This is a genomic window from uncultured Parasphingorhabdus sp. (genome assembly GCF_963975555.1).
GTDB lineage: Bacteria > Pseudomonadota > Alphaproteobacteria > Sphingomonadales > Sphingomonadaceae > Parasphingorhabdus.
This window is the reverse complement of record NZ_CAXBHH010000006.1, coordinates 34,562-50,956: the sequence shown is the minus strand read 5'-3', so window position 1 is coordinate 50,956 and position 16,395 is coordinate 34,562. Positions and strand designations below refer to the sequence as shown.

The window sequence follows — 16,395 nt, the reverse complement described above, 5'->3', positions numbered from 1 at the left end:
GATGGCCAAGAATTTGCTACCGGTCATCGATTAACAACTAATGGAAATGGACAAACGGTCCGGTTGGTGTTTACCGGCCCTGCGCTCTCCAGCGCTTGATAACCCGCTGGATGATTTCTTCTTCGCCACCTTGCTCGCGCCATAACTCGGAGAATAGCGGATCTTCCGAAGCCGGACGCCGGTCCTCAGCCAGTGTATCGAGAGAGACGCGGATCGGAATCGCGACGCCTTCACCACAGCAAATCACTTCGCGATTGCGCAAGGCGGGAATGGAGTCGAGAAATCCGCGCGCACCTTCCGGCATAGCCGCTTTCACAAAGGCCTGATCCCGGTCATTGTTGAGGCGCATCGACAGGATTGTACCGCATTGCGAGAGTACACCTTCGGCCAGATCCGACGGACGCTGGGTGATAAGACCCAGAGAAACACCGTATTTACGGCCTTCCTTGGCGATCCGGCTGAGAATATCGCGGACACTGCTTTCCTCGGCAACATCATCATTAGGAATATATCGATGCGCTTCCTCGCAGACCAAAAGCATCGGCCGCTGAGGCTCGTTGCGGGCCCATATAGCGTAATCGAACACCAGGCGACTGAGCACAGAAACAACAGTAGGTGTGATTTCGGACGGCATTGCCGAGACATCGATAATCGAAATCGGCTTCCCTTCGGACGGCAGTCTGAAAATCTTGGCAAGAAACGCCGCCATTGTGTCGCCAACAAGCATCCCGGAGAACATAAAGCTGTAACGTGGATCGGCCTTGATCTCGTCAATCTTGGATTTTAGCCGCTGATAGGGCGCACTGTTGGTCGCCTTGTCGAGCTTGCCCATCTCATTCTGAAGTATCGCCGTCAGGTCGGACAGCAAATAGGGCACGGGTGAATCCACAGTCAGTTTTGCGATACTCGCGGATGCCTGACTTTTTGCTTTTGCAGCTAGCAGGCATTTCGCGAGAATGTCGCAGTCCATCTGTTTGGCATCGCCTCTCGACTGGACAAACACTTCGCAATGCTCGCGAAAGTTCATCAGCCAGTAAGGCAGGTTCAGGTTGTTCACGTCGAACAATTTGCCGTTTTCCTTGAAGGCGGCAGAATATTCACCGTGCGGATCGATCATGATGATGTGACCTTCGGGAGCGAGATCACAGATTTTATGGAGAATGAGAGCCGCAGAAGTCGACTTACCGGTACCGGTCGATCCCAGAAGCGCGAAATGCTTACCAAGCATGGCATCGACATATAGGGCGCCGCGTATATCGTCCGTGGGATAGACCGTACCGATTTCAACATTAGCGCGGCCATCCGAGGCGTAGACCTGCTTTAGATCTGCCGTAGTCACGGCGTAAACCAGCGACGCCGGCGTTGGATAGCGGGTTACACCCCGCCGAAAATTGTAAATATGCCCGGTCAGCTGTTCTTCGTCACCTTCGCCCAGAAAATCGATGTCGGCGACCACCAGCCCCGACTGCCCTTCATAGAGTCTCTGAGTCCGGATATTGGCCAGCAGCCATGTCTGCCCAACACGAATTTTGACCTGACTGCCCACCTGACCAGCCATTTTGACCGTCGCATCGGGATGATCAAGCAACCTGTTCAGAACGGCACTGTCCATCACAATTTTGGAACCCGATCCCGCGATTTCGATGACTTCGCCAATTTTATGGCCTTCGGTACGCTTCGGAGCGGGAGCGTGGCTACTACGGTCCTGCGTTTCATTACCTGAAACCGGCAGAGGTGCAGATGCGGGGAAATTATGAGAACCCATGTCAGACATAGCGGCTGTTCCTGTGTTACTGGTCAAAACACCGGATTAATAGATCATGGTTAAGGAAGATTTACCGAGCCTAAAGAAAGGTAAATTCGCACGCTTGTGTAGAATAGACGTCACATCTTGCGGAACAGATAACCGGCGGACCATCCTAGAAAAACCGAAATGAACACAGCAATCAAGCCATAAAGAAACCCGTTCTTCTGGGATAAATTGGTGATAAAACGTCCCATGCCGATTTTTTCAATCGTAACCTCTTTGACTTCTGCCGCCTCTACCCGACCGTCGAGAATCAGGAATGTTTCCGCCGTATAATCGCCTACCGGAACACTCGCGGGCAGATTGATCCGCGCCTGATACAAGACGCTGTTGGTGATCTTGACGCTATTGGGCAAATTCTTGAAGAGATTTCCGCGGGCGTTCAGATCCACCAGCCCGTCAACGAAGCGATCCAGTTCACGGCTGTCAATCGCGCCCGCTGGAGAAAGCTGCAAATGATTTAGTCCCAATTCGTAGATATCTGCAGTTTTGCCATCGACAATCTCGTCAATCGGTTTGGACGAAGCAACCGCGTAGAAACCGGGGGCGGAACGGAATTCGCTGCTTGCCGCATTGATCCAGATACCTGCTATCTGCTGTTTCTCACGGACGACAATGGATTCAACCGGCCCCTTGAGAACAACCACGATATCTGCCTGATCGGTATTGCGCGTACCCGCCGGATAGGTGATGGCACCAAAGAGCAGCAATTGTGCACCGTTAAAATCGCCCCTGATACTGATACGATCCTGCGATACTTCCGGAACAAGCACCGGGGTCGCGGCCGCGGTCATGATGGCGATACCGAGGACCGCTAGCAAGCGAGACACAAGAGCGCGCCGCCGCATCACAGGAGCTGCACCGTGTAAATTTCATCGGGCTGAAAGCCCAAACCTAATGCCATGCGTATTGCTACAAGCAGCACCATGGCTGCCAGACTCAGCCGCAAATATTCGGGTCGCATACGCTGCGCGAATTTTGCGCCCAGTTGCGCACCGGTCACGCTGCCAAGCAACAGCAACGAGGCCAGAACGATATCCACCGCTCGCGTCGTCATGCTGTGCATCATCGTCGATGCGATGGTCACGAACAGGATTTGAAACAATGAGGTTCCGACCACCACTTGCGCGCCCATGCCCAGCAGATAGAGCATCGCCGGTACCATGATAAAGCCGCCGCCGACGCCCAGCAACATGGTCAAAATTCCGGTGAGCAGGCCAAGCACGAAAGGCGCGATCGGCGAAATATAAAGGCCGGAGCGATAAAAACGCCAGCGGAATGGCAGATTGGCGACCAAGGGATGATGACGTCTCTTACGCGCAGGCATCGGCTTGCCTGCACGAAGCGCCCTTACGCTTTGCAGGGATTCTTTGAACATCAACCCGCCGATACTCGACAACATTAGGACATATAGTACGTTGATGACCGTATCAATCTGGCCCCAGCTTTGCAAAATCTGGAAAAGTAGCGTTCCGATAACCGTTCCAACCAGACCGCCAGCCACCAATATTCCCCCCATCCGGAAATCAACGCCTTTGCGGCGCATATGGGCGGCGACACCTGAAATACTGGACCCAGTGACCTGAGTGGATGCGGATGCCGCTGCGACCGTCGGCGGTATGCCGTAGAAAATGAGCAGCGGAGTAGTCAGAAACCCGCCGCCGACACCGAACATACCGGACAAAATTCCTACAAGCCCGCCAAGCAGGACTATGACAAACGCATTGACGGAGAGATTCGCGATTGGGAGGTATATGTCCATATTCGAATTGGACTAATCTCTTTTTGTTGCGGGATAAAGGGCGTTGCTGCTTGCAACGTCAGAAATCAATCCGTTTGCGGAAGAGGAACAAAACTCCGCCCAATTAAAATCCAGTTGAAACGGTTATCGCCAAACCATTTTCTGGCCGCGCATTGCCAGCAACACGAACCCGCCAGTCGACGGAGAGGCGCGCGGATGTGGCACCAACAGGAACTCTGATTTCCGCTCGCGGTCCAATATCCAATCGAGTGATCTTACGTTCACCGCCAGCCCAGACGCCTGCTCCAAAATATAATTTCTTTCTTCCGGATCCAGCGACAGGACGTTGCAAGGTAGCAGACCCGTCAAAGAAATAGCTGTCGTATTCACCTAAAACATATCCCGCCTGACCATAGGTCTCGAGCAGAATATTTTCTATGATAGGATCAGGGCCCGTACCACCAGCTATATAAAAAGCTGTTCCCCGATCCCCGCCCGAATCCGCGTCCAGCCGCTTTTCGGCATGGATAGAAAATGGCAAGGCCTGAACCGGCCGCAACCGGACACCAAGAGCGGCTTCCTCTTGGGCCAGCGGCGCCAGCGCGGTGGTCAATCTCCCGTAAACCGCGATTTCGGGGTCCGGCTTGGCCAATATCGGATAGGACAAGATGACACCGGCCTGGCTACCGCCATATTGCCCATTCGATATGATGGAACCTCCCCCTCTCGACTGCGGTTCTCCCCTTGGGGAGACTTGCCTCGCGAAAACCCATGCATAACCTTGAAGTCCATTCCCGCCTTGCTTGGCGGCCAAATTTTGCTCCGGAAGTATATTCGATCCAATCCCTCGCGAAATTCTTGGTGGATGCTTGAGTGATGTGCCGGCTGGAAGCGTGTAACTAACGTCCACTGCTTGCATGCTCGCCAGCAAGAAATATCGTTTAGGAATGGACCGATCCTCGGAGATCTGATCAATCGATCCTTGCGAAAGATAGGATGGGAACAGGAGATCATTTTTTTCGCCATCATTGTCCGGCCTAGCGACCCGCTTCGAAAAATGGGATCCGGTCCAGCGCTGCACACCTGCGTTGTCAGTTTGTGAAACTTCGTAGCGGATTGCCGAATTACCAATCACTGGTTCAATCGAATCTATGACAATATCCGAAGGAATATTCCATGCGATGACGCGTACCATCATCCATATGGATATTATGGTTCCAAACGCACGAAGTGGCGCACCGGCGACCGCTCCAGCCAATGCATCAGCTCCTTTCAGCAATTGAATGATTGGGTCTAAGTTTCTGGATTTCCTCAGTTTTGGGATAAAAATGATGTGTTTTTTCCCAATTCACGGGATGACCGGCAAGCTGGTCGACATAATGACCGATGGCGCGCCAGGCCGCTAGAATATTAATTACATTCGCAACGACCGTTCTCGGTATCGAGATCAACGCTTCCCGAAGGCCATAAAGTGCGAAGACGAAATAGCTTTTCAACAGCAATCGCCACATCAGGAAACCGGCATTAACGAAAAGCAGTGTTTTCAGAGATTCGGAAACGGGCTGGAGTTTGTATAAACCAAATAGTTCGGCGAGAAGCAGTCCACCTGTCAAAATTACCGCCACATAAGCGACAGCAATAACGATAGCCGCCAGACTGGCCTTACGATCACGTAGTCGCATCCAATTCTCTCGCCAGTTACTTTTCCATCCCATTCGATCCCATCCGGACAAGGAGATTCCGGCGATCCACCGGCTTTTCTGACGAATGGCATCTTCAAGCTTTTCAGGAAAAAACTCCTGCGTCGCAACCAACTGTCCATTCCGGTCTCGCAATCGCGCAAAAATGCCCCGAGCTTCTCCTCCCGTGAGATTGAGCCCGAGTTCATAGTCTTCGGTCATGCTTTGCGCGTCGAAAGGCGTCCCTTTTGTCCGCATGGCCAATTTTTGAAGGGCATCCCGTGCGAAAGCGCAGCCCACGCCAGCAGAGGGGATCGAAGCACCCAGCGCTTCGCGCATCACCATTTGCTTGCCATGTAATTCAGCAAATTCGTCGCCATAATGGCCGGCGACCCAACGCGACTTGCTTGCCCGGCGCGGAATGACCGGCAATTGAACCAGTGCGGCCCGTCCGATCAGATATCCGAGAAGCCGTAATTCTTGAGGATGAACAAGGTCCTCGGCATCGTGGAGCACAACCGCCTTAAAATCGCTCTTTTCCTCGATCTCATCCTTACAAAGCGCATCCCACAGATGATTGAGGCAATCCGCCTTCGTAGTCGGCCCGTTTTGTTGACAGATTACGATCCTGATATTCTCCGTTCCAGACGACGCAGCCGCGACCGCAGCAATGGTTGCCGGATCATTTGGGTAACAGCCCACATAAATGCGATATCGGTTTGATCTCCATTGTCGCAAGCATCTCCCTAGCATTGCGCCAATCACCTCAGCCTCTTTCCAGGCCGGTACGAATATAGCCAGTCGGCAATCGGGTGCGGACTGGTCCAGAGTTTCAACGGTTGCCCGTTCGTAACGGGAATAAACGAACAGCCTGCGTTTCAAGCTGCGAAAGATCCACAGTCCATCGAAAGCCAGATCATCAGCCGATCCCAGCAGAAAGCACAGGCTCGCGAAAAGCAGCATTTCCTTTTGAAGAAAGTCCAAAAACGGCAAAAGAATATTGATTACCATAGTTTTGCTCCTTCGGTTCGCAGAAGCGTTGCCGCTGCAGAAAGTGACGACAATGATTAGAAACAAATGTCAGGATCGTGACCCGATACTAGTCGGGATTGATCTCATGATCGGCCATCAGCGGCAAATATTCATAGGATCCGATGGCCAGTGCCAGCAACATCGGATAGGCCCAAAACACAGCTCCAGTGCCAAACGCCCAAGGCGTTATCTGTGGCACAACCATCATCATGGGGTGAATGGTTACTGCAAGCAACTGAAAGGCGGTTGCCCACATTGGCCAGAAGCGATCGGATTTGAACGCAAGATAAACCAGTGCAAACAAGGCGACTATATCAATTGCAAAGATACCCACTTCCACGCTCGTCCAGGACGTTCCAAATATCCTGCTAACAACCAACGTGAGAATCGACCCGATTATCATGATAGCAGCGCCGAAATATTCAGAACGGGAACCGCGATAAATTGCATATCCACAGCAGGTCACAAGAGATATATAGTAGATATAGGCCCATATCGTATTGAAAATCACAGCGGCAAGGCCGCTGTTATCGGCGGTTCAATCGCGTTTTGGACAGATGCGGACACAATAGCTAGGCTGCATGTTCTGCTAAAGTAACAATTTTCCCCTCTTCCCTATTTTGAAGCATCGGTGGTTTCATATCCCCGCTGCCCAGGGCCATGGCTTGCAATCCGATTTGATCCCGCGTTTCCGCCAACCGGTTATGCGTTGCTATCAGCTGTCCTCTCGCCCCGACCAATGCAGAAAGGGTTTCAGCGGCCTGCGATATCGCTTCCTGACCTACCACAGCCGATAAATTTGCATTCGTCCTCGCTACCGGCATATATCCGGCTAAATCTGCCATTTTGCAAATCGCCTGATCAACCGCTTGTTCGGTAGCAAACAGTCTTCTCGCCAAATCCTCTGCAGCATTTTGTCTTTGTTTCAGCATGAATTTCCCTTTCCCCAGAGTCAATATTTCAAACTATTCAAAGTTAACAAATCGAAGGGCGGATGCGCAGGCCTGACTAGAGTGTTGATCACCCTTTTAGCCGGGATAGCGCCTCCAACCCCGCGATAAGGCCACCGAAAGACAATGCGGACCCAATCGCAATCGCCAAAATCCAACCCAATCGCTCCACCGTGCCGAGATTGTTCCTCTCGCCACGATATCGCGGAACAGGAAGTCGCGGGTGCCTGAATTCTGATTTTCCAAATGTCATAATGGCAATATTGCCATCTGCATTTGAAATATCATCTGTGGAACCTGTCCTGTCCCTCACGGTCCTTCCGGTTGACGAGTCCGGTTCCCCGTTTTTTCTCCCCGGCTCAACATCCGGCATTTGATATATCAACGGTTGATATCGGTCGTCTGCCTCGAATGCAGCGAATTTGCGTGCCGCTTCGAAGCGCGACTGCACTTCCAGAATACGGATGGCAGTGCGCAATCTCTGATCCACAGTGTGCGGCGACACGCCCAGTTTCCGTGCGATTTCCTTGGAATTGTGATGCGCCAGCACGAGCCTCAAACAATCCCGCTGTCCGTCGTTCAGTCTTTCCGTCACAGAATTGCTCATACCGGAAGAGACCGATGGAATCGCATGTTCAGAGATTGATAGGGCCTGTATCCAGCGACAAATCCGAAGCACAAAGCTCCCAAAAATTGCCAGAAACGCACTCGCTGCGCCATATCTGCCCCCTTATTGCGGCGGCTGGACCGCCTGATACTCGTCGTTACAATAACAGAAACCTGCCATTCCGTAAAATTCATTCATATTGGACCATGACTACAACCCTGACACAAAACGTCACAAAGTCCTCTGGACTTGTCTGCGCGTACAGGCCATCAACATGAAAAAAATGGAGAGAGCATGAGCGCAACACAGGCAGAGCCCGTGACGAATACCGGGTTGGCATATAGGTCTGGCGGGTATCGGAACTATGTAATAATTTCGTTGATGCTTCTCTACACATTGAACTTCATCGATCGCATATTGATCGGCGTCGTCGCCCAGCCGATCATTGAAGAGTTCAAGTTGCAGGACTGGCAATTTGGCTTGTTATCCGGCTTCGGCTTTGCGCTCATGTATACGGTGATGGGCATCCCGATTGCCCGGCTTGCCGAGCGCATGAACCGCGTCAAGATCATTGCTGCCAGTGTCATCCTGTGGTCGCTTATGACTGCAATGTGCGGGATAGCGGGCAGCTTCATTGCGTTGCTCGTCTTCCGTATCGGCGTCGGCATAGGCGAAGCCGGTCTAACGCCTGCGGCCAATTCGATCATCTCCGACTATTTCCCGCCGCGCAGCCGCGCCCGAGCGATCGCCATCTACACGATGGGCATCACACTGGGCGGCGTCTTGGCCAATGCATTTGGCGGGCCGATCACCGAATTATTTTCCTGGCGCGAGGCATTTTTGGCGCTGGGTGTACCCGGAGTAATTTTCGGCGTGATTTTCCTTTTCACCGTCGAGGAGCCGCCGCGCGGCTATGCTGATCCCCCGACTGCAACCAAACCGAGAAAAATGGGCATTGCGGAGACGGTCAGAGAATTATCCGCCAAGCGCAGCTTCTGGATCAACATGATCGCAGCCGCTCTGGTTGCCTTTGTCGGCTATGGCGTCAGCAATTTCCAAGTCGCCTTTTTTCAGCGCGTCCATGAAATGTCCATCTCGGAAGTGACGCTGCAGATTGCCGTTCCGCTGGGTCTCGCCGCGTCCGTTGGTGCATTTTTTACTGGCTATCTGACCGAGAAGATGAGCGGTCGCTATCCCAACGTGGTCGCCTGGCTGCCGGGTGTCATGCTGATCATTTGCGTGCCGCTCTACTGGATCGGCTTCACCACCGATAGCGTGCCCTTCGCCCTGACAGCCCTGCTCTTCGCCGCCGTCCTTCATTATGGTTATCTCGGTGCCCAATATACTATCTGCCAAGGCGTTGCGAGCCCGCAGTCACGGGCAACCGCCGTTGCCCTGTTCCTGTTCATCGTCAACCTCATTGGCTATGGCTGCGGCCCTCTTGTCATGGGGATAGCGAGCGACATGTTGATGAGCGCCAATCTTGCCAGCTCGCAGTTTGCTGCAGAACTGACCAGTCAGATTTGCAAAGGCAGACCGGAAGACCTGATCGCGACCCTTGGAGCGGCCAAGGCCGGTGCCTGTCTGACGGCAAGCGCGGAAGGACTTCGCTGGTCGATGATCTATATCGTCGGCATATTCTTTATCGCGGGCGGTCTCTATATCTTTGCCTGCAAGACGCTGCAAAAAGACCTTGTTGCAAAGATGAACTGAGACAATATGGCCCGTCCCGAAGCATGGCAGCTGATTGCCGAAAACTATCCCGTGTCTATAGTAACCCAGACGCGTTTTCAGGATATTGATCCGAACCGGCATCTCAACAATGTCGCCTTCGCGTCAATGTTCGAGAATGCGCGGGTCCGGCTGAACCGCGCGCTCCGACCGTGGGGCGACCGACCGAAAAACGAGCGGAGCATGGTCGCGGTCGTGACAATCAACTATCTCCGCGAAGGGCAATATCCCGATGACGTCGAGATCAGCTCGGGCGTCAGCACAATCGGGACATCCAGCTATGTGATCGCACAGGCCATGTTCCAGAACGGTCACTGTATCGCCACCTGCGATTCGATCATCGTCTGTCGCACCGACGGTGAGGGCAAGCCGCTGCGCCCAGAAGTCGTCGCAGAACTGGAGAAGATGCGAACCACCGGTTAGCGCCTTCTCGTCAGTCTTGTCGTTGCACCGAGCCTGTCAAAGTCTCGAGTGGTCCTTCGACAGGCTCAAGACGAACGGTATCAGGCAAATCAGTCCGTAAATTTCGCAGCGCGTTTCTGCATGAACGCCATAACGGCCTCGACCTGATTGGGCGTGCGGCTGACCTTGTCCTGACCGATCGATTCCATCATCAATATTTCGTCTTCGTTCATATCGGGCAGCTTGTTGATCAGATCTTTGGCGATCTGAACCGCTTGTGGATGCTTGCTCGCGATCTCGGTCGCAATTTCCATCGCTTTGGCGTGCGGATCATCCGACAAATGGGTGACGAAACCCAGTTCCTTGCCTTCCTCGCCGGTAAATATCCGATTGGTATAGGTGAGTTCGCGCAGGATATCGTCGCGCACAAAACTGCGCCAGGTGGTGAAGCTTCCCATGTCCGGGATCAGACCCCAGCGCATTTCCATGATCGACATTTTTGCGTCCGGTGCGACCACGCGGATGTCGGCAGCGCTGGCAAATTGCAGACCACCACCGATGCACGGACCGTGGATCGCGGCGATAACCGGTGCCTTCAACTTCCGCCAGAGCAATACGATATGCTGATATTTATTGGCATTACCAAAGGTGCGATCGGTCAGGGTGTTAGCGAGTGGTGACTTGTCGCCATCGTTATTCTCTTCTGATGCGGATGCGGCCGATGCGGCAAAACTGCCCATATCGAGACCGGCGCAAAAGGCCTTGCCCTCGCCCGACAGGACGATAGCTCTTATACCTTCCATCGCTGCCAGCTTTTCACCGGCTTCGACAATCGCATCGATCTGCTCGGCGTCGAGCGCGTTCATCTTGTCCGGCCGGTTGAAGCGGACATCGGCGATATGATCTTTGACGGTAATGGTGACGCGATCTGACATGACAAGGCTCCGGTTTGCTGGATTCGATAAAATTTTATGAACCTTGTTTAATCGCCCAGTTAACCAGCGGCAACTGGTCATTGCCAAAATACATTCTTTCACCCTCGCCAAAAGGCACGAATATGCTGGGCGAGCCATAGGCACCGCGGGCGATCGCCTCTTCGGTATTGGCGCGCAGCCGGTCCTTGATCACTTGTTCCTGCGTCCGCGCGGCCAGAGTGGCGCCGTCCAGCCCGACCTCGTTTGCAATCGCGATCAACACTTCCGGATCGTCCAGATTGCGCTGATCACCATAATAAGCGTGGAATGCAGCGGTCGCGAATTTGTGCAGTGCCGCCTGATCATCCTCCAGCGCACAACATAACCGCATCGCATGAACCGACTTGACCGGGTGATGTTCACTTGGAAAATTCATCGGCAGACCGGCGAGCTTTGCCCAGTCCTTTAGCACGCGGAAACTGTGGACGAATTTGCGATTGTCCGGATTTTCCCGCGCAGCGTACACATCCTGATTCACCGCATTAAACACGCCGCCAACGAGGAACGGTTTCCAGATGATTGCCGCGCCATTGTCTTTGATGATCGGCTGGATATTATGGAAGGCGAGACACGTCCATGGAGAGGAGAGATCGAAGTAAAAATCTACTGTGGTCATATTCGGTCCTTTTTTACCTCACCCGCTTAAGGGGAGTGGCTATTTCCTATTCCTCCAACCCGAACAAGGTCTTGCGCGTCTGCGCGTCGTCCTGCGGGTTGCGATTGATCTTGTCCCGGCCAACAGCCATCCCGCGCCGCAGACCTTCGCGCTGCTTGAGCGTCTCGTACCAGCGCTTCACATGAGCAAAATCACCGAGATCTATTTCCTGGCGCTTGTAAGTCTGCACCCAGGGAAAGCAGGACATGTCGGCGATGCTATAATCTTCACCGGCGAGATAGTCATGGTCAGCCAGCCGCCGGTCCATCACACCAAACAAGCGGAGCACCTCCTTGCGATAGCGTTCGGTGGCATATTCAATCCGATCTGGTGCGTAGAGTTTGAAATGGCCATGCTGACCCATCATCGGGCCCAGCCCGCCCATCTGCCACATCAGCCATTCCGTCGCCGCAATCTGCCCACGCAGATCGTGCGGCAAAAATTCCTCCGCTTTGTCCGCCAGATAAAGCAGGATCGCACCGGTCTCGAATATACTAACCGGTTCTCCGCCATCCGCAGGATCATGATCGACGATCGCCGGGATCCGGTTGTTCGGGCTGATCGCGAGAAACTCCGGCTCGAACTGTTCGCCGGCCCCGATGTTCACCCATTTGATATTATAATCGAGCCCACTCTCCTCGAGCATGACCGATATCTTCCAGCCATTGGGTGTGGGAGCAAAATATAAATCAATCATAAGCGCGAACCATCCCCAATGAACTTTACAAACTTTACAGTGTTATGTTTTCAAATTCCCGATGGTGCAATCGACCGCACCGGCGGGGTCAAAACTGCATATTTCGGGTCATTAAACATCATGATGCAGCGTGGCACAAAAGCCGTCCCGTAGGACAGCAAAATATGACAATATTCCCCTCTACAGAGGCGAGCATCAAAGCAACTCGGTCAACGAGCATTGACTGATATTTCCACAATGGTCGAAATACAGTTGACGGATGACCGTTATTTTTATATTTCCATGATTATCGAATCAATGGAGTCGCACATGGAACCCGATCAGGCTGTCAGCGCCTTGGCGTCGCTCGCCCAGGAGCATAGACTCTCAATATTCCGCCTGCTGGTGCAGGCGGGCAAAGATGGTCTTGCTGCCGGTGCGATAGCCGAGACGCTTGGCGTTCCGCCCAGTTCCCTGTCTTTCCATCTCGCCCATCTGACACGCTCCGGTCTGATCAGTCAGGAACGCCAATCCCGTACCCTGATCTACCGGGCGGACTATGCGGCGATGAATCAGCTCGTCGCCTATCTGCTCGAAAATTGCTGTGCTGGTAACGCCTGCGCGGTGGACCTTCTCGTTTCACAAGGAGCCTGCAAATGAAAAGAATGCATATTCATCTCTCCGTCGAAAATATCGACAAGTCGGTCGCTTTCTATACCAGCCTGTTCGGCGCGGAGCCTACGGTCCTGAAAGACGATTACGCGAAATGGATGCTCGATGACCCACGCGTCAATTTTGCTATGTCCAGCCACGAAGGCGCAAATCGCGGCGTCGAGCATATCGGTATCCAGTCCGAAAATGCCGAAGAACTGGCCGAGGTTTATAGCCGGATCAACCAGGCCGGCGGCGCAATATTTGACGAAGGCGCAACCACCTGCTGCTACGCGCAATCGGAGAAAAACTGGACTGCGGATCCCGATGGCGTGGCCTGGGAAGCCTTTCTGACCAACGGCGAAGTGACCGATTATGGCAATCGCGTCGATCTTGGCCAGCTCGCCTCCGGCAATGCCGCCGACGGGGCTTGCTGCACACCAGAAATGAAGCCGCAACCCGCGGCCTCTTCCTCTTGCTGCGGATAAATATATGACCGGCAAGACTTATAACGTGCTGTTCCTCTGCACGGGAAATTCGGCGCGCTCTATATTGGGTGAGGCATTGCTAAACCGCGATGGCGCAGGTCGCTTCCACGCCTATAGCGCAGGCAGCTTTCCCAAAGGAGAGGTCCACCCCATGGCCCTTGAAATTCTCGATCATCTGGATTTTGAGACCAGTGGCTTGCGATCCAAAAGCTGGGAGGAATTTTCTGCACCGGACGCCCCCCGGATGGATTTTATCATAACCGTCTGTGACAATGCGGCTGGCGAAGCCTGTCCTATATGGCCGGGCCATCCAGTGACTGCCCATTGGGGCATTGAAGACCCGGCCGCTGTCGAAGGCGATGGCCAGCGCGAGGCGTTTCTGACGGCCTTGCGCTATATGCGGAACCGGATCAGCCTGCTGCTCAACCTGCCGATCGACGCACTGGACGAACTCAGCCTGAAGACCCGCCTGGCAGCAATCGGCGCCGACGAAACCGCAAGGGAACGGAAAATATAATGGGACTTTTCGAACGCTGGCTTTCGTTATGGGTTGGCCTGGCCATCGTGGCTGGTCTGCTGCTCGGCAATATCGCGCCCGGGTTATTCAGCCTGATCGCGGGCCTTGAATATGCCTCGGTCAATCTCGTCGTCGCCGTGCTGATCTGGGCGATGATCTATCCGATGATGGTCGCGGTCGATTTCGGCAGTCTGCGGGACATTGGCAGCAGGCCCAAGGGGCTGATCATCACCGTCATTGTCAACTGGATGATCAAGCCGTTCACGATGGCCGCGCTTGCTGTGCTGTTCTTCGATTATATCTATAGCGGGATCATATCCGGCGAAGACGCGCAGCAATATATTGCCGGCCTGATCCTGCTCGGCGCAGCCCCCTGCACTGCAATGGTGTTTGTCTGGTCGCAAATGACCAAAGGCGATGCCGCCTATACATTGGTGCAGGTATCAGTGAACGACCTGATCATGATCGTCGCCTTTGCCCCGATTGTCGCGTTGCTGCTTGGCGTAACCGATATCGCCATTCCGTGGCAGACTCTGCTTCTCTCCGTACTGCTTTACGTGGTCGTGCCGTTGGTTGCCGGGGCCATCACCCGGCGCATGGTCATCTCCAGTCATGACAATGATGTTGCGGCGGTGGATCAGTTCACCGCGCGGCTCAAACCCGCATCAATCATAGGCCTGCTGGCGACGGTCGTGTTGCTATTTGCATTTCAGGCGCAAACTATCTTGGAGCAGCCGGTGTTGATCGTGCTGATCGCTGTCCCGATCATCCTGCAGTCCTACGGAATATTCGCAGTTGCCTATGCAGCGGCATGGGCATGGAAAGTGCCGCATAATATCGCAGCGCCCTGCGCACTGATCGGGACTTCCAACTTCTTCGAACTGGCGGTTGCGGTCGCTATCGGCCTGTTCGGCCTGTCCAGCGGCGCGGCATTGGCAACGGTGGTCGGCGTGCTGGTTGAAGTGCCGGTCATGCTCTCATTGGTTGCGATAGCAAACAGGACGAAGAAAGGTTTCGCCGATTAAAAACAAGGTAGAGCGGGTTGTTCAGTCCGCTACGTCTGGCAGAACCTTATAGTCGATCGGCTTGAAACTCCCGCCGTTGGATGCATAAGCCGAGCAGGCCGTCAGGCCGATCACAAGATCCATCTCTGCCTGCAAGCGGATGACATCGCCGGTCTTGCTCGTTGGCGGGAGGACTTCCAGCTTTCCGCTTGCCTGATCGACCGGCACGTTCATGAACACATTAAACGCGCAGGGAATATCATCCGGTTCAACACCATAAGGAGCGAGCGCTTCTGCCAGATTGCCGAAACATCCGCGATGGACCGGCTTGTCAGGGTAGAAATGTTTGAACGTATCTTCGCTGCAGGGTGTCAGCAGGAAGTCGTGCGAGCCCACCGTATCATGTACAATCCTGAGCATCGGGTTAGAGCGGTTCGACCAAAGCTGGTTGCCTTCGCTCAGTCGAATGGTTTCCTCATAATCAAAGGTCCGGCCGTTCGACAAAACTTCCCTGACATCATCGGCATTATAGGCAAGCAGGTCGGAAACCTGCCCGCCGTCCGGATCGATCACCTCGAGGAACTGGCCTTTCAGCAACCGGAATGCTGCGCCCGAACGTGGCGGGATACGCGTCACATTCATGTCGTTCGCCGATCCTGAAACGGGCATTGCCAGTCATCATCAACCTGCCGGCCGCTATATTGGCGGGCTTCGCTGGACTCACCATGTTTTGCCAGCATCGGATTTATGTCCCCCGCCAGCTTCCTGTCACGATCGAGGATAGTGTCGCGCATCTTTTCATAGCGACCTTCTTCCCGCAAGCGCTCGAACTGGTCGTGAAGATTGAAGATCAAAGTCGGCTGTGAAAAGCGGCGGGCCGGCCTGGAGGAATGGGGGTGCAGGCCAATCACGAAAAATGCCTCCCCGCCAAAGCTGAGCGAAAAATGGGGGTCCTTGGGGTCAGCACTGACCCGTTCGTCATAGGACTGACCCAGCCACGCGTCCTTGTCGGCTATCGACTGGATTCTTTCCCACATCAATTTTTCAAATTCGACTTCCGACAGATTCTCCGGCCCTTCGAATATGACGGCCAGACTGCGGAAACCTTCGTCGCACTCGCGATACTCGCGGGCCCAGGCGAGCAGTTCGCGATGGATTGTCAAATCGTCCCAACTGCTGTCGATCCGGTGGGCAACCACGGTTTTAAGATTGTCACGGGCCAAGGCTGATTTGGCGCCGACACAAGGGAATTCCGGCTGCGAAATCATCGCACCGATCGTGTCCTGCAGCTCTTCGAGGCGCCTGACCTTATAGTCTTTATCTAACAGGTTTGAATGGTTCATGCCGATCCTTACGCTTAAAAAACGGAAGCGTTCCGTCCCGTCTCCATAGCAGCAAAAATCGCTCCGTCAGTTTCGTTTCATACCGGCGCGATTATCAGCGGGTAAAATATCGAGCGCGAACTCCCCACTTCAACAACA

General features: G+C 53.9%; 19 protein-coding genes. 6 read left to right on the top strand and 13 right to left on the bottom strand.

Going from position 1 to position 16,395, the window contains the following annotated elements; genetic code table 11:
- Positions 1 to 70 precede the first annotated feature (70 nt).
- The 8 genes from AAC060_RS12625 to AAC060_RS12590 all read right to left on the bottom strand — a co-directional run bounded on the left by AAC060_RS12625 (position 71) and on the right by AAC060_RS12590 (position 7,816).
- The gene (locus AAC060_RS12625) at positions 71 to 1,612 is read right to left on the bottom strand and encodes a DUF87 domain-containing protein (protein ID WP_339826927.1); all 1,542 of its coding nucleotides are present in this window, start codon (positions 1,610 to 1,612) and stop codon (positions 71 to 73) included.
- Between the two features lie 272 nt (positions 1,613 to 1,884).
- The gene (locus tag AAC060_RS12620; RefSeq protein ID WP_339826766.1) at positions 1,885 to 2,655 is read right to left on the bottom strand and encodes a TIGR02186 family protein; all 771 of its coding nucleotides are present in this window, start codon (positions 2,653 to 2,655) and stop codon (positions 1,885 to 1,887) included.
- Positions 2,655 to 3,569: a sulfite exporter TauE/SafE family protein gene (locus tag AAC060_RS12615; protein WP_339826764.1), complete on the bottom strand. Its 915-nt coding sequence runs from the start codon at positions 3,567 to 3,569 to the stop codon at positions 2,655 to 2,657. Before AAC060_RS12615 ends, AAC060_RS12620 begins: the two co-directional genes overlap by 1 nt.
- A gap of 103 nt (positions 3,570 to 3,672) precedes the next feature.
- A complete protein-coding gene (locus AAC060_RS12610; RefSeq protein ID WP_339826762.1) occupies positions 3,673 to 4,806 on the bottom strand; it encodes a hypothetical protein in 1,134 nt (377 codons plus the stop codon).
- Between the two features lie 4 nt (positions 4,807 to 4,810).
- On the bottom strand, positions 4,811 to 6,238 hold the full coding sequence (locus AAC060_RS12605) for a glycosyl transferase family protein (RefSeq protein WP_339826760.1): 1,428 nt from the start codon (positions 6,236 to 6,238) through the stop codon (positions 4,811 to 4,813).
- 88 nt (positions 6,239 to 6,326) lie between these two features.
- Positions 6,327 to 6,770, bottom strand: coding sequence for a hypothetical protein (locus AAC060_RS12600; RefSeq protein ID WP_339826758.1), 444 nt, complete (start codon positions 6,768 to 6,770; stop codon positions 6,327 to 6,329).
- 61 nt (positions 6,771 to 6,831) lie between these two features.
- Positions 6,832 to 7,191 (bottom strand): hypothetical protein, encoded by a 360-nt coding sequence (locus AAC060_RS12595; protein ID WP_339826756.1) that lies wholly within the window; start codon positions 7,189 to 7,191, stop codon positions 6,832 to 6,834.
- Between the two features lie 88 nt (positions 7,192 to 7,279).
- Entirely contained in the window at positions 7,280 to 7,816 is a 537-nt protein-coding gene (locus tag AAC060_RS12590) for a helix-turn-helix transcriptional regulator (protein ID WP_339826754.1), read from the bottom strand.
- Positions 7,817 to 8,110: 294 nt separating this feature from the next.
- Between AAC060_RS12590 and AAC060_RS12585 the strand changes: the two genes are divergently transcribed.
- Positions 8,111 to 9,529, top strand: a complete 1,419-nt coding sequence (locus AAC060_RS12585; protein ID WP_339826752.1) for an MFS transporter — start codon at positions 8,111 to 8,113, stop codon at positions 9,527 to 9,529.
- 6 nt (positions 9,530 to 9,535) lie between these two features.
- The gene (locus AAC060_RS12580; RefSeq protein WP_339826750.1) at positions 9,536 to 9,970 is read left to right on the top strand and encodes an acyl-CoA thioesterase; all 435 of its coding nucleotides are present in this window, start codon (positions 9,536 to 9,538) and stop codon (positions 9,968 to 9,970) included.
- An 89-nt stretch (positions 9,971 to 10,059) separates the two neighbouring features.
- On the opposite strand, the gene AAC060_RS12575 is transcribed toward AAC060_RS12580, so the two are convergent.
- From AAC060_RS12575 to AAC060_RS12565, 3 genes are read right to left on the bottom strand one after another with little or no spacing between them, the layout of a single operon-like run.
- A complete protein-coding gene (locus AAC060_RS12575; protein WP_339826748.1) occupies positions 10,060 to 10,884 on the bottom strand; it encodes a crotonase/enoyl-CoA hydratase family protein in 825 nt (274 codons plus the stop codon).
- Positions 10,885 to 10,918: 34 nt separating this feature from the next.
- Positions 10,919 to 11,539 (bottom strand): 2-hydroxychromene-2-carboxylate isomerase, encoded by a 621-nt coding sequence (locus tag AAC060_RS12570; protein WP_339826746.1) that lies wholly within the window; start codon positions 11,537 to 11,539, stop codon positions 10,919 to 10,921.
- Positions 11,540 to 11,585: 46 nt separating this feature from the next.
- Complete coding sequence (locus AAC060_RS12565) at positions 11,586 to 12,275, bottom strand: glutathione binding-like protein (RefSeq protein WP_339826744.1); 690 nt, start codon at positions 12,273 to 12,275, stop codon at positions 11,586 to 11,588.
- A 309-nt stretch (positions 12,276 to 12,584) separates the two neighbouring features.
- On the opposite strand from AAC060_RS12565, the gene AAC060_RS12560 reads away from it, so the two are divergent.
- The 4 genes from AAC060_RS12560 to arsB are packed head-to-tail and all read left to right on the top strand — an operon-like array spanning position 12,585 to position 14,935.
- Positions 12,585 to 12,914 carry a metalloregulator ArsR/SmtB family transcription factor gene (locus tag AAC060_RS12560; protein ID WP_339826742.1) on the top strand — a complete coding sequence of 110 codons (330 nt, stop codon included), beginning with the start codon at positions 12,585 to 12,587 and terminating at the stop codon, positions 12,912 to 12,914.
- A complete protein-coding gene (locus tag AAC060_RS12555) occupies positions 12,911 to 13,393 on the top strand; it encodes an ArsI/CadI family heavy metal resistance metalloenzyme (RefSeq protein WP_339826740.1) in 483 nt (160 codons plus the stop codon). Before AAC060_RS12560 ends, AAC060_RS12555 begins: the two co-directional genes overlap by 4 nt.
- A 4-nt stretch (positions 13,394 to 13,397) precedes the next feature.
- Positions 13,398 to 13,910: an arsenate reductase ArsC gene (locus AAC060_RS12550; RefSeq protein ID WP_339826738.1), complete on the top strand. Its 513-nt coding sequence runs from the start codon at positions 13,398 to 13,400 to the stop codon at positions 13,908 to 13,910.
- Complete coding sequence (gene arsB, locus AAC060_RS12545) at positions 13,910 to 14,935, top strand: ACR3 family arsenite efflux transporter (protein ID WP_339826736.1); 1,026 nt, start codon at positions 13,910 to 13,912, stop codon at positions 14,933 to 14,935. The genes AAC060_RS12550 and arsB overlap by 1 nt, the downstream gene beginning before the upstream one ends.
- Positions 14,936 to 14,956: 21 nt before the next feature.
- On the opposite strand, the gene AAC060_RS12540 is transcribed toward arsB, so the two are convergent.
- Together AAC060_RS12540 and gntA are read right to left on the bottom strand one after the other, a co-directional pair.
- On the bottom strand, positions 14,957 to 15,556 hold the full coding sequence (locus AAC060_RS12540) for an urea carboxylase-associated family protein (RefSeq protein ID WP_339826734.1): 600 nt from the start codon (positions 15,554 to 15,556) through the stop codon (positions 14,957 to 14,959).
- On the bottom strand, positions 15,553 to 16,257 hold the full coding sequence (gntA, locus tag AAC060_RS12535) for a guanitoxin biosynthesis heme-dependent pre-guanitoxin N-hydroxylase GntA (protein ID WP_339826732.1): 705 nt from the start codon (positions 16,255 to 16,257) through the stop codon (positions 15,553 to 15,555). The genes AAC060_RS12540 and gntA overlap by 4 nt, the downstream gene beginning before the upstream one ends.
- Between the last annotated feature and the right edge of the window lie 138 nt (positions 16,258 to 16,395).